This window comes from Ligilactobacillus aviarius (assembly GCF_001654615.1).
GTDB classification, from domain to species: domain Bacteria; phylum Bacillota; class Bacilli; order Lactobacillales; family Lactobacillaceae; genus Ligilactobacillus; species Ligilactobacillus aviarius_B.
Genome location: NZ_LWUD01000051.1, coordinates 22845 through 36607, shown reverse-complemented (window position 1 = coordinate 36607; position 13763 = coordinate 22845). Strand labels below are relative to the sequence as shown.

The window sequence follows — 13763 nt, the reverse complement described above, 5'->3', positions numbered from 1 at the left end:
GTTTCAGTTTATCATAGAGCTTAATGAAAGATAATTAATATCTAAAGCGCTAAAATAAAAATGAAGGAGGAATTGCGATGCGTTCAATGAAAGTTGTTTCGACAAAAAGCGATGATGGTTATGAAGTTACGAATGATACGGGCGAACTTGTTTTTAAGTGTGATGAGCCAGCACGGGTCGGCGGAAGCGGTAAATATCCGCGCCCAACGGATTACTTTTTTGGTGCTCTTGGTTCATGCTTAAATATTACAGCGCGTTCATTGGCCAAACGAAAAGGAATCAAGATTAATAAGTTGGTAGTAACGATTACTGGAAATGTTGAGACCCACGGGATTGTTGATCCCCGAATTAAAGATCGAATTTCAGACATTCAAATTAAGTTTGAAATGGAATCTGATTTACCGCGAACAGAAGAAGAACGATTTTTCCAAGAATGTGTAACGGCATGTCCGGTTCACGCAACCGTTGAAGATCAAACCAAGGTTACGTGGAGTTACTAAGCAAAATTTTTGAATGCCTTTTAAAATCTTACTATGATACAGGTAGTGGTTAATTAGGTCCTTATCCTTTAAGCAACAAGAAACGTGAAGTTTTGTGAAGAGGATAAGGATTTTTTAATAAAAAAAGCTGCGATCAGAGTCGCAGCTTTTAAATGCCTTTAACGGTTAATTATTTTCCTTTTTTAAAACTTTATCGCGGAGTTTTTTGCCTTCCTTAGTTAAAATAACGGATGCAGCAAGAAAGTTTGCATTCGGAATTTCTTTAACTAATCCTTTCGTTACTAATGAGAAATAATTCTTTCCATCAGCCATGAAGACTTCATCTTCAATTTTGCTTTTGGCAACCTCCATAAAAATTTCTTGTTCTTGGGGTGTGAGTTCGTCAAATTCCATAACAAATACTCCTCTCCATATACCAAATTTTTTTAAGAATCTCTCCTCAACTTTCATGATAGCATTTTCAAGTTAATTTACCAATTACGAACCATTTAAATCAAAGAATTTTTACTAAAAAGCTGATAAGGGCAATGTTTATTTGCATTTCAATTGGTACCTACCAAAAATTAAATTGGTTATTGAAATCGGTTACAGAATCAGGTATATTATAACTACAGGGTAAAGCGCTTCACTCTGAGTCAATTAAATTGGAGTGATATTTTATGAATAAAGTAACCGTTATTGGAAGCATCAATCTTGACCGGACAATTCGGGTTGCAAGGATGGCAAAGCCAGGGGAAACCTTGCATACGAAAGAAATTTTTACAGCCGGTGGCGGAAAAGGTGCCAACCAGGCGATTGCTGCGCAACGCTTGGGGGCTGACACTTCCTTCATTGGTGCTGTGGGAGAAGACCGGGAAGTAAGTCAAACAATGCTGGAGCTTTTACATGAAGATGGGATCAACTGCCAGGGGATCGCAACGTTATCCAATCATAAAACAGGTCAAGCATTCGTGATCGTTGACGATGATAGTGAAAACTTAATCTACGTTCATGGCGGCGCCAATATGGCATTTAAACCGGAACACGTTGATCAAAATCGCGACTTGATCACTCAAAGCGACTTTGTAGTTGCTCAATTCGAAACTCCAATCGATTGTACAACGGAAGCATTTAAAATCGCGCGTCAAAACGGCGTTGTAACGATTTTAAATCCAGCACCGGCAATTGATAAAATTCCAGAAGAACTACTTAAAGTAACTGATATGATCGTTCCAAATGAAACGGAAACCGAAGTGATTACCGGAATTAAAATTGCGGATCAAGCTTCAATGATCAACGCAGCTGAAAAATTCCATGCTTTAGGAATTAAAGCCGTTTTGATTACGCTTGGAAGTCAAGGAACTTTTTATAGCTATGCCGGAAAGACCGCGATTATTCCAGCGTTAAAAGTCAATGCAGTTGATACGACGGCTGCCGGCGATACCTTTATTGGGGCATTAAGCAGCGTTTTGAATAAAGATTTCAGTAATTTAGAAGATGCGATCAAGTTTAGTAATAAAGCATCATCAATTACGGTTCAACGCTTTGGCGCACAGCCTTCAATTCCGTACTTAAAGGAAATGGAAGCTTAAATCATTTTGGGGAGGAATCAATCATGAAAAAAACAAAGGTCATTAATTCAGATATGTCACGGGTAATTGCCCAAATGGGACACTTTGATAAATTAGCAATCGGCGATGCTGGAATGCCGGTTCCAGCGGGCACTGAAAAAATCGATTTGGCAGTTACAAAAGGAATTCCAAGCTTTATGGATGTTTTAAATAACGTTTTGGAAGAACTTGAAGTTCAGCGGATCTTTCTTGCAGAAGAAATCAAGACGCAAAATCCGACAATGCTGGAGAACATTAAGAAACGGCTGCCGGATACACCGATCGTTTTCATTCCGCACGATGAAATGAAGAAGGATTTAAGTAATTGTAAAGCGTTTATTCGGACTGGTGAAATGACACCGTACTCAAATATTATGCTTGAAAGCGGCGTTGTCTTTTAAAAAGAAGGGGTAGTTTATATGAATATGGTTGCGATTTTAATTGGTCTCGGACCGTTGATCGGTTGGGGAATTTATCCAACAATTGCATCAAAATTTGGCGGAAAACCCGTTAACCAAATTTTAGGATCAACCCTGGGGACGTTGATTTTTGCGATTGTTTACAACCAGATCGAACATTTAGGATTTCCGCATGGAATGGATCTATTACTGGCGATTCTTTCAGGAGTCGGTTGGGCATGTGCACAGATTGTGACGTTTTATTCATTTACACTAATTGGGTCGTCACGGGCAATGCCGGTCACAACCGCTTTCCAATTGTTAGGAGCCTCATTATGGGGCGTCGTTGCGTTGGGTGATTGGCCAACTGGAATGGATAAGGTGGTTGGGTTTATTGCCTTGGCGTTGATCATTCTCGGCGCGTGGATGACGGTTTGGTCAGAAAAGAAAACAACAGAAGGTCAAGGAGCGTTGAAAAAAGCAGTCATCGTTTTGCTTTTTGGCGAAATTGGATACTGGGCATATTCGGCAGCTCCGCAAGCAGCCCATATTAATGGAATGCATGCCTTCTTACCGCAAGCAATCGGAATGGTAATTGTTGGAATTGTTTACGGTATAATTGCGACGGTTAAAAACAAAGAACAATCACCGTTTACAGAAACGGTAACTTACAAACAAATCATTTCCGGCTTCTTCTTTGCATTTGCAGCTTTAACCTATTTGATTTCTGCTCAACCAAATATGAATGGCTTGGCAACCGGGTTTATCTTGTCACAAACTTCAGTTGTTCTAGCAACGTTGACGGGAATCTGGTTCTTAGGTCAGAAGAAAACGCATAAGGAAATGCTGGTCACGATCTTAGGTTTGGTAATTATTATCGGAGCCGCAGCAATTACGGTAATTGTTTAAGATGATTTGACAGGGGTGAAATAAAATGAAAATTGCACCTTCAATTTTAAGTGCAGATATTTCCAACTTAGGAAGAGATGTGAAGCGCGTTGAGCAGGCGGGAGCGGACTATCTGCATATCGATGTGATGGATGGCAATTTTGTTCCGAACCTTTCATTTGGGGCAAATGTTGTCCGGCAGTTACGCGGACAGTCAGATTTGACTTTTGATGTTCACTTAATGGTTGAACATCCTGAGAAATGGATCAGTGAATTTGCCGCTGCCGGAGCGGATATTATCGGCGTTCATTACGAAGCTACGCCGCACATTCATCGGGCGTTGAAGATGATTCATGAAGCGGGGAAAAAGGCCGAATTGGTGATTTGCCCGGGAACATCGGTTGCGATGATCACTGACCTTCTTTCAGAAGTTGATCAGGTTTTAGTGATGACCGTTGACCCAGGATTTGGCGGCCAGCATTTTTTACCGTCAATGACGCATAAAATCAAACAACTTGCAGAAATTAAAGCTCAACGAGGATTCGCCTTTGAAATTGAAGTCGATGGCGGGATCAATGATCAGACAATCGCGCAATGTAAACAGGCCGGAGCGACGATTGCCGTTGCAGGATCGTTTGTTTATAATCATGAAACACCTGCAATTCAAATTCAGAAATTAAAAGCAGTTTAGAAATCTTAATTGAAGGGGAACAGCAACATGACAAATACAAAATATGATACAACCGAATACTTAAAAAGTGTTGATGCTTATTGGAGAGCCGCTACTTATCTTTCAGTCGGCCAATTATTCTTAATGGATAATCCATTATTACGCCGGGAATTAAAGGCAACGGATGTTAAGCCGAAACCAATTGGCCACTGGGGAACGATTGCGCCACAAAACTTTATTTATGCGCACTTGAACCGCGTAATTCAAAAATATGATTTGAACATGTTTTATATTGAGGGCTCCGGTCACGGTGGCCAAGTAATGGTTTCAAATTCATATTTGGATGGCAGTTACTCGGAAATTTATCCACGGATCACTCAGGATGAACAAGGAATGCAGCGGCTGTTCAAGCAATTTTCATTTCCAGGCGGGGTGGCTTCCCATGCTGCTCCAGAAACTCCCGGGTCAATTCATGAAGGGGGCGAATTAGGGTATTCCCTTTCACACGGAACCGGGGCAATTTTGGATAACCCAGATGTCATTGCGGCCGTTGAAATTGGCGATGGTGAAGCTGAAACTGGTCCGTTGGCAGCTTCATGGTTCTCGGATAAATTTATTAATCCGATCTATGATGGTGCGGTATTACCGATTCTTCAAATCAACGGGTTCAAGATTTCAAACCCAACGGTCTTATCGCGGATGAGCGATGAAGATTTGACGAAATACTTTGAAGGTATGGGCTGGGAACCGCATATTGTCAATGTGCATGGCAAGGCACCGATGGAGGCCCATAAGATCATGGCCGATGCCATGGATGACTGTATTGAAAAAATCAAGGCCATCCAAAAGAATGCGCGTGAAAATCATGATGATTCATTGCCAGTATGGCCAATGATCATTTTGCGGGCACCCAAGGGTTGGACAGGTCCGAAGAAGGATCTTGACGGTAATCCGATTGAAAATTCATTCCGGGCTCACCAAGTTCCGATTCCGGTCAGCCAAGATCAAATGGAACATAAAGATTTATTGATCAATTGGATGGAATCATATAACCCCGAAGAATTGTTTGATGAAAATGGTTATCCAACCGAAATCGTGCGGCAAAACATCCCTGACGAACAACACCGGATGTCAACGAACCCAATCACAAATGGCGGCATTCACCCGAAGACCTTGGATCTGCCAGATTACCGTGATTTTGCCCTAGACGTTGAAAAACAAGGGCGCGGCCAATTTAAGGCTGAAGACATGGTTACCTGGGGCAAGTATTTAGCCGAAGTTGAAAAGTTGAATCCAACTAACTTCCGGGCATTTGGACCAGATGAAACAAAATCAAACAAATTGTTCCAAATGCTTGATGATGGTAAACGGCAGTGGATGGAAGAAATTCACGAACCAAATGATGAAAATATGGCGCATGCAGGCCGCAATATCGATTCTCAACTTTCAGAACACCAATGCGAAGGTTGGCTTGAAGGATATGTTTTAACCGGCCGGCACGGAATGTTTGCATCGTACGAAGCTTTTACCCGGGTCATTGATTCGATGTTGACCCAACACTTTAAGTGGATCCGGAAAGCTGATGAACTTGATTGGCACCATGATTATCCGTCATTGAACATCGTGAATGCGTCAAATTCATTCCAGCAAGATCACAATGGATATACCCACCAAGATCCCGGAATGTTGACGCATATGGCCGAAAAGAAAGGCAAGTACGTTCGTGAATACACCCCATGTGATACGAACACGTTACTTGCCGTTGGTGACAAAGCATTTACCGAACGGAATGTCATTAATTTAATGGTAACTTCAAAGCATCCACGGTTCCAATGGTTCACGGCCGATGAAGCCCGTGAATTAGTCACAAACGGGTTGAAGTATGTTGACTGGGCATCAACTGATCAAGATGCCGAACCGGATGTGGTAATTGCCAGTGCCGGGACCGAACCGACAACGGAAGCCATGGCAGCTGTAAGTATTTTGCATGAAGCGTTTCCTGAATTAAAGATTCGGATGATCAATGTAGTCGATATTTTGCGATTACGTTCACCGGAAATCGATCCGCGGGGATTATCGGATGAAGAATTTGATGGCTACTTTACAAAAGATAAGCCCGTAATCTTTGCATTCCATGGCTTTGAAGATTTATTACAAAGCATGTTCTTTAACCGGCATAACCATAATTTACACGCGCATGGATACCGTGAAGAAGGCGACATTACCACCCCGTTCGATATGCGGGTCTTGAACCATCTTGATCGATTCCATTTAGCAAAAGACGCAATTATGCATGTTCCAGGATACAAGGAAAAGGCCGCATCATTCGTTCAGAAGATGGATGACATGATCAACAAACATAACCAATACATTCGGGATAACGGTAAAGATATGCCGGAAGTTACCGAATGGCGTTGGGAAGATGTTAACCAAAAATAGATTTGGTAGTAAAAAGAAGGTGCGACAAAACAGTAAAAAACGAGCGTGATGGAAGCAGAAAAACGAACGAATCGCGCCAGCGTAGATTCGGAGATTTTCGAATTAGCTTCGCGTCACCACTCAGCTCGTTTGTTTTGGAGCCCGATTATGCGGATATAGCAAAGAGGTTGCGACTTGTGTCACAACCTCCTTTTTTGTCACAAATTCACTTTTGTATCGTCCTATATCTTGATATAATAAAAGTTAGACATTATTGGACGAAAGTGGGGACGCACGAATGGATTTGGAAGAAATGAAAGAGCGTCAGCGGCATATTCGCAATTTTTCAATTGTTGCGCATATTGACCATGGAAAGTCAACGCTTGCCGATCGAATCCTTGAAATGACCGATACGGTTTCAAAACGTGAAATGCAGGACCAGTTGCTTGATACAATGGACCTTGAACGCGAACGGGGAATTACGATTAAGTTGAATGCAGTTGAATTGCATTATAAGGCCAAAGACGGGGAAACGTATATTTTTCACCTGATCGATACCCCGGGGCACGTTGACTTTTCTTATGAAGTTTCACGGTCACTTGCCGCATGTGAAGGAGCCGTGTTAGTTGTTGATGCGACGCAGGGGGTTGAAGCCCAAACGTTAGCAAACGTTTACCTGGCACTTGATGATGATCTGGAAATTTTACCGGTCATTAATAAAATCGATTTGCCGTCAGCTCAGCCGGATAAGGTTAAGGAAGAAATTGAAAATGACATTGGATTGGATGCTTCGGACGCCGATTTGATTTCTGCCAAAACAGGGCTTGGCGTTGATCAGGTTCTTGAAGATATCGTTAATAAATTTCCGGCACCAGATGGCGACCTTGAAAAGCCATTGAAGGCGTTGATTTTTGACTCAGTTTACGATGATTATCGCGGCGTTGTTTTAAGTGTCCGTGTCAAGGAAGGAACCGTTAAGCCGGGAGATAAGATCTTACTGATGAACAGCGGTGCGAAGTATGAAGTTACTGAAGTGGGGGTAAACTCGCCGAAACCGTTGAAGCGTGACATGCTGATTGCCGGGGATGTTGGTTACATTACTGCCTCAATCAAAGATATTCAAGATACCCGGGTCGGGGATACAGTCACCAATGCAGATGACCCAACAGACGAACCGCTTGCCGGTTATCGTGAAATGAGTCCAATGGTTTATTCTGGACTTTATCCAACTGACAATGCTAAGTACAATGATTTGCGCGAAGCACTTGAAAAGTTGAAACTAAACGATGCGGCCCTTGAATTTGAACCTGAAACCTCGCAGGCCCTTGGCTTTGGTTTCCGATGCGGTTTTTTAGGATTGCTTCACATGGACGTTATTCAAGAACGACTTGAACGCGAATTTAACTTGGAGTTGATCACAACGGCGCCATCCGTAACTTATGATGTTGAACTGACTGATGGCAGTCACGTTGCAGTTACGAACCCGGCTGAAATGCCTGAAACAACGCTGATCAAGCAGATCAACGAACCGTATGTCCGGGCTGAAATTATGGTTCCGAATGATTATGTTGGGGCGGTAATGGAACTTTGTCAACGTAAACGGGGGCAATTCGTTACCATGGAATATCTTGATGACAACCGGGTAAACGTCATTTATCAAATGCCGCTTGCGGAAATCATCTTTGATTTCTTTGATAAATTGAAATCAAGTACCCGTGGCTATGCTTCGCTTGATTATGAATTGGATGGAACCCAACCAAGTGAATTAGCAAAAATCGATATCTTACTGAATGGGGATAAAGTTGATGCTTTGAGTTTTATCTCCCACAAGGAATTTGCTGAAAAACGGGCGCGTTCGATCGTTGAAAAGTTGAAGAAGATTATTCCGCGGCAAAACTTCGAGATCCCGATTCAAGCCGCAATTGGGGCCAAGATTATTGCGCGGACCAATATTAAGGCTTACCGGAAAGATGTCACTGCTCGGATCCATACTGGGGATCCCGACCGGCGGGCAAAATTGCTTGATAAGCAGAAACGCGGGAAGAAGCGGATGAAGGCTTTAGGAAAGGTTGAAGTGCCGCAACAAGCCTTTATGGCAGTTTTAAAGACGGATGATGAAAGCGATGCAAAATAATCAAATTCGAAACGCCCAAATGGGAATGATCGTTGCGGTTGTAATCCAAATTATTTTATGCATTCTAAATGTTAAATTATTTGGAATTGTCACAGCGCTGCTTGTGATTTATGCAATTTACGGGTTAGTTAAAATTAAAATGAATCCGGAATACTGGATCAAGTTGCAACGGGTAACAACGGTCGTGATTATCCTTGAATTTCTTTTTGGATTTTCAGTGGAATATTTATTTAAAAATGTGATTTAACAAAAACAGGTTGAAACGATCGTTTCAACCTGTTTTTTTCCTATTTTTGTTCTGGCAAACTTTCAATGATCAACGTTGCAGTTTCTTCAATTGATTTATGAGCAACATTGATTACAAGACATCCTAATTTACGATAAAGTTCGTTAGCAGCACTTAGTTCACTTTCGATGTTTCCAAGATTTGAATATTGGGTATTCGGATCAAGCCCATAGGCAATCATCCGCTGTTTGCGAATATCATTTAAAATTTCAGGATCATTTGTTAAACCAAAGATTTTATTTTTGTCGACCTTAAAAAGTTCATCTGGAATTTTAGTGTGAGGAACTAACGGCAAGTTGGCAACCTTATAACCTAAGTTGGCAAGGTAAAGCGAAAGCGGCGTCTTGGAAGTTCGCGAAACGCCTAAAAGCACGATGTCAGCCTTTGTAAAGCCAGATGGGTCTTTCCCGTCATCGTAATTTACGGCAAATTCGATTGCTTCGATTTTCTTGAAGTAATCTTTATCCGTTTCGTGGTTGATTCCCGGCTTGCGAAGCGGTTTTTCATTCGTTTGCTTTTCAAGTTCAGTTAGTAAATCGCCAACCGCATCATAGTGATTTAAGTTATTTGCCGTGCAAAATTCATTTGTATGTTCGGTTAAATCTTTCGTAATGAACGTATGAATGATGAATGCATGATCGCGTTTAGCAGAATTTAAAATTCCCTGCAAGATCGAGAGGGTTGTAATAAACGGAAAACGCTTGATTTCAAACTTGGTTTTGGGGAATTGAACAGTGACCGCCTGCGCAAGGCTGAGTGCCGTTGCCCCAATTGAATCTGATACGACGTAAATTTTAACATTTGACTCCATGAAAATCCTCCTTGTATAAAAGCGCTTTATTTACTTATATTATAATGTTTATTCGTATTATTTGTCTAGATTTAAAGTAATTAATATGCAAGTTTTTAAAAAGTGTTATGCTCGGTGAAATGATATAATCTAAATAAGATTTACATAGAAAGGATTTATTTTATGGGAGTTCAATTTGTCTTGGGTAAGGCATCAATGGATCACGAAGCTGTAATGCACCATCAACTTTCAACTTGGATGCAGGAAGATCCGGATGCCCAGTTCTTTTATTTAGTTCCAGAACACATCAAATTCGAATCAGAAGTTAACGTCCTTGATTATTTACGAAAGGAAAAACAAACGCAATTTTTCGCCAGTGCAAACGTGCAGGTTTTGTCATTTACCCGGTTTGCATGGTTCTTTTTGCGTAATTCATCGGTGTTAAACCGGCAAAATTTGAGTCAAACGGGGCTGGCAATGCTGGTTACGCACTTGCTGAATAAAATTCAAAAGCAAGATTTAACGATTTTCAGCAGTGAGCAAAGTCAGGCTGGGTTTGCTGCCAAATTAGCTGACCAACTGATTGAATTTCGATTAAGCGGGTTTGAACCGGAAGATTTACTTGAAATGCAAAAGGCCGCTATTAACCAGCACCAATCAAATTTGGCGGACAAGCTAGGTGATTTGGCGGTTATCTATCAAGAATTTTTAAACGCGAAGGTCAATGGTCAGTTGCTGCTTGACCAATTTCTTGATCCAGCCAAGTTGATGGACCTTTTATTTGAAGAATTGCAACGGCTTGATTTAAGTCATCAATATTTTTTGATCAGTGGGTTTGACCAGTTCAATGCCCGTGAAATTAAAATTTTAAAGCATTTAATGCAGAATGCGCATGATGTGATGATCAGCTTGCCGCTTGACGATTTAGCATCTAAAAAATTACCGCGACCGAATGAACTTTTTTACCGTCCGGCTAAACTTTACCAGCAATTACGTCACTTAGTTCCAGCCCAAAACATCAAAATTCGGTGGGCATTAACTCCTCGAGTAAACTCAAGTTTGCAAAAGCTTGAAGACGATTGGATCGCCAGTCATCGAATCGGCGCCCACCCAAATGTTGAACTTTCCAAAGATGAAAAACAGCAAATTTCAATTACCCAGACAGTTGACCGAATTAGTGAAGTTAAGTGGGTCGCTGGCAAAATTCGACGAATGGTTGCTGAAAGCCAGCAAACGGATCACCCATATGAGTACCGCGACTTTTTGGTTTTGACCCCCGATACGGCGAAATATCAAAACTTGATCGAACCGGTCTTTGAACAATTTCAAATTCCACTGTTTACGGATCTAACCCAGACGATGGCCTCGCATCCATTAGTTGAATTCATCCTTGCACTGTTCGATGTTCAACAACATGGGTTTAATTACCAGTCGATCATGCGCTTCTTGAAGACGGAACTGTTTATCCCTAAGCAAATTATTAAGGGACGGACCTTAGAATTAATGCGGAAACGGGAGCAAAGCTGGCTGCGGGATCATCCGAACAGTTCATCATTGATTCCAACGGACGCTGATGAAGTTGAACTTCGAAGAGCGGCAACATACCGGAATACGCTGGATGTAGTTGAAAATTATCTGTTGGCGCATGGGATCCAAACGAAGGCGGCCTGGCAAAAAGAGTGGATCGTGCAGGAGTTGCCGCGAAAGGAAAAGGAAACAACGGAAGAGTTGCTTGAACGTGAACGGCAACTGACGATCAACCGGAATGCTAATTTGTTGCGGAAACAGGTCTTAGAATTATTTGAAAGTTATCAGCAGGCATTAAAGAGCGTTAAAACCGGCCGCGATTTTGCAGTTGTGTTGTACCAAATCCTTGAAAAGGCGGAAGTCGCCGAAACACTGCGGCAATGGCAACAAGGTGCTCAGCAGATTCTGAGCGAAAACCACCAGGCAACGGATGCAACGCTGCATGGCAATGCGGTTGATCCTACCCGACCGGAACAGGTTTGGAACGTTTTTTGCCAGTTAATGGATGAATACGTTTTGGCGCTTGGTGATGAACCATTTGATCGTGAACTGTTTATTAATATCTTCCAAAGCGGGTTTGAAACCGCATCATATAAGCGGGTTCCATCAACGCTTGATCAGGTGATTTTTTCACAAAGCGGCAATGCTCAAATGCAGAATCGTAAAATTGCGTTTGTAATCGGCGCGACCGATGACGTGATGCCAGCAAAAATTGATGACCAAAAGCTGCTCTCAGAAGATGATCGGAACGTTTTAAATGACATTTGGAATCCTACATCAAATGATGATAAGTTTTTGCCAGAAACATGCGAAATGCGGATGGCAGAAGAACCATTTACGAATTACATTGCATTCATGAGCCCAAGCGAGCAGTTGCATTTTTCATATCCGATCAACGATTCTGACGGGGCAGAACTGAAATTATCAGGTTACGTTGAAAAGATTAAGGACGATCTCAATATTCCGATTAACAAGTTGGGATTGATCGCGCCCAATTACGGCCCGGAAATTATTCAGTATATCGGGACCCCGATGACGACGATTAATGAATTGTTACGACTGAGTCGGGATTTGCAACGGCAAAAGGAACAGTTATCACCGGAATGGTCGACAATTTATAATTACGTCAAGCAGCAGGATCCGCAACGTGTATTGCGAATCTTTAACAGTTTGAATTATTCAAATGATGTTTTACCAGGAACGCCAGTTGATGAAAACGGGCATAAAAAGCTTGATGAATCCTTGGTTAAGGAACTTTACGGCAATGAGATCTTTGGTTCGATTTCCCGGCTTGAAACCTACTTTAAGAATCCATACGAATATTTCTTGAAGTACGGGTTAGCGTTGAAGCCGCGGACGATTTTTGAACCAACGAGTGCCAATGTCGGCGATTTCTTCCACGATGTCATGGCAGCCTTGATCGATCATTTACAGCAGGATGGAGCAACCTTATCAACGTTGAAATCCGACGATTTTGATCAATTGCTTGGTCAAGTATTAGGTGAGATCAGTGCGCTTGATGAATTCGATGTCTTTAAGCAAACTGCCCGGAACCGCTATTTACAACGACGGTTAGTTCAATCGACCCGGAAAGTTTCGCAAGCAATTTACCGGCAACACCGGAAACGGAAAGTCTTTTCATTGAAGACGGAAGCGACATTTGGTTTTGGAAATGACGCAGTCTTGGCCGGCAAACGGTTTAAGGCGGTTGACGTTCAACGAACCCCGACTCCGCAAATGAACTTGCAGGGGCGGCTTGACCGCATTGATGTGGTCGAAGACTTAAAGCACCATCTTTACTATAACGTTGCGGACTATAAATCAGGCAGCATTAATGCCAAGTTGGATAAATTCCTTGTTAAATCCTTCAGTGGAATTTCATTGCAACTCTTAACGTACCTTGCAGTTTTACGGGATAATCAACCGCAATTATTGCAGATGCTGCGCCAAAATGAAGCGCTTCGATCTCAAATCGCAGATGCCGATCAGCACGAGATTTCACTTGGAAGTGCGGTTTACTTCCACTTAGGGACTCCGCAGGAAAAGCAAACAAATTATCAAAAGGTTATGTCAGCGAAACAAGCTATCAGTCATGCCGACTCAAAGTTTGTTTATGATGGAATTTTCCGGAGTGGAAAAGAAGCGCCTGAAGATTACGTGAAGGCTTTAGGAACGATTTATGATAATCAAGACGTCGAATTGAACCTTGATAACTATAAACTCGGGCTTCTTAAAAGCGGTAAATTGAGCAAGGCAAGCCAAAAGAAAATGTATGATTTGGATCACTTTAATGCATTGCTTGACTTGGATTTATATAAGATCAGTCAGGCAACCAACGATATTTTCAGTGGGGTCATTGACCTTGCGCCATATAAGCTTGCAAACGCAACGGGACTGGATTTCTCCGATTACTTGCCAATTATGACGTTTGATCCGATGATTGGAAACCAGTACCGTGATCTTAATGATTTAACCCACGTTTCTGCGGATGAATTATGGCAACAGATTGAAGCGGAAAGTGAATTGTGGCAGTCAATCAAGAAACAGGTTGAGGAGGATTAAA

Annotated in this window: 11 protein-coding genes; 9 read left to right on the top strand and 2 right to left on the bottom strand. The window is 41.9% G+C overall.

Features of this window, described 5'->3' with window-relative positions:
• Window positions 1-77: 77 nt before the first annotated feature.
• The gene (locus A3O17_RS06550) at window positions 78-500 is read left to right on the top strand and encodes an OsmC family protein (RefSeq protein ID WP_064213301.1); all 423 of its coding nucleotides are present in this window, start codon (window positions 78-80) and stop codon (window positions 498-500) included.
• Window positions 501-665: 165 nt separating this feature from the next.
• On the opposite strand, the gene A3O17_RS06545 is transcribed toward A3O17_RS06550, so the two are convergent.
• Window positions 666-893, bottom strand: a complete 228-nt coding sequence (locus A3O17_RS06545) for a hypothetical protein (RefSeq protein ID WP_057828035.1) — start codon at window positions 891-893, stop codon at window positions 666-668.
• A gap of 266 nt (window positions 894-1159) precedes the next feature.
• Here A3O17_RS06545 and rbsK point away from each other — a divergent pair, with 266 nt between their 5' ends.
• The 7 genes from rbsK to A3O17_RS06510 all read left to right on the top strand — a co-directional run bounded on the left by rbsK (window position 1160) and on the right by A3O17_RS06510 (window position 8844).
• Window positions 1160-2071 (top strand): ribokinase, encoded by a 912-nt coding sequence (rbsK, locus tag A3O17_RS06540; RefSeq protein WP_064213302.1) that lies wholly within the window; start codon window positions 1160-1162, stop codon window positions 2069-2071.
• A gap of 23 nt (window positions 2072-2094) precedes the next feature.
• Window positions 2095-2490 carry a D-ribose pyranase gene (gene rbsD / locus A3O17_RS06535; RefSeq protein ID WP_064208045.1) on the top strand — a complete coding sequence of 132 codons (396 nt, stop codon included), beginning with the start codon at window positions 2095-2097 and terminating at the stop codon, window positions 2488-2490.
• Window positions 2491-2508: 18 nt separating this feature from the next.
• Window positions 2509-3396, top strand: a complete 888-nt coding sequence (gene rbsU, locus A3O17_RS06530) for a ribose/proton symporter RbsU (RefSeq protein WP_064213303.1) — start codon at window positions 2509-2511, stop codon at window positions 3394-3396.
• 25 nt (window positions 3397-3421) lie between these two features.
• The gene (gene rpe / locus A3O17_RS06525; protein ID WP_064213304.1) at window positions 3422-4066 is read left to right on the top strand and encodes a ribulose-phosphate 3-epimerase; all 645 of its coding nucleotides are present in this window, start codon (window positions 3422-3424) and stop codon (window positions 4064-4066) included.
• Between the two features lie 27 nt (window positions 4067-4093).
• Window positions 4094-6484, top strand: a complete 2391-nt coding sequence (locus A3O17_RS06520; RefSeq protein WP_064213305.1) for a phosphoketolase family protein — start codon at window positions 4094-4096, stop codon at window positions 6482-6484.
• 277 nt (window positions 6485-6761) lie between these two features.
• On the top strand, window positions 6762-8597 hold the full coding sequence (gene lepA / locus A3O17_RS06515) for a translation elongation factor 4 (RefSeq protein WP_064208041.1): 1836 nt from the start codon (window positions 6762-6764) through the stop codon (window positions 8595-8597).
• The gene (locus tag A3O17_RS06510; protein WP_155728933.1) at window positions 8587-8844 is read left to right on the top strand and encodes a hypothetical protein; all 258 of its coding nucleotides are present in this window, start codon (window positions 8587-8589) and stop codon (window positions 8842-8844) included. The genes lepA and A3O17_RS06510 overlap by 11 nt, the downstream gene beginning before the upstream one ends.
• Window positions 8845-8884: 40 nt before the next feature.
• Here A3O17_RS06510 and A3O17_RS06505 read toward each other — a convergent pair whose 3' ends face one another.
• Window positions 8885-9694 (bottom strand): pyruvate, water dikinase regulatory protein, encoded by an 810-nt coding sequence (locus tag A3O17_RS06505; RefSeq protein ID WP_064208039.1) that lies wholly within the window; start codon window positions 9692-9694, stop codon window positions 8885-8887.
• A 162-nt stretch (window positions 9695-9856) separates the two neighbouring features.
• Between A3O17_RS06505 and A3O17_RS06500 the strand changes: the two genes are divergently transcribed.
• A complete protein-coding gene (locus tag A3O17_RS06500) occupies window positions 9857-13762 on the top strand; it encodes a PD-(D/E)XK nuclease family protein (RefSeq protein WP_064213307.1) in 3906 nt (1301 codons plus the stop codon).
• Window position 13763: the final 1 nt, after the last annotated feature.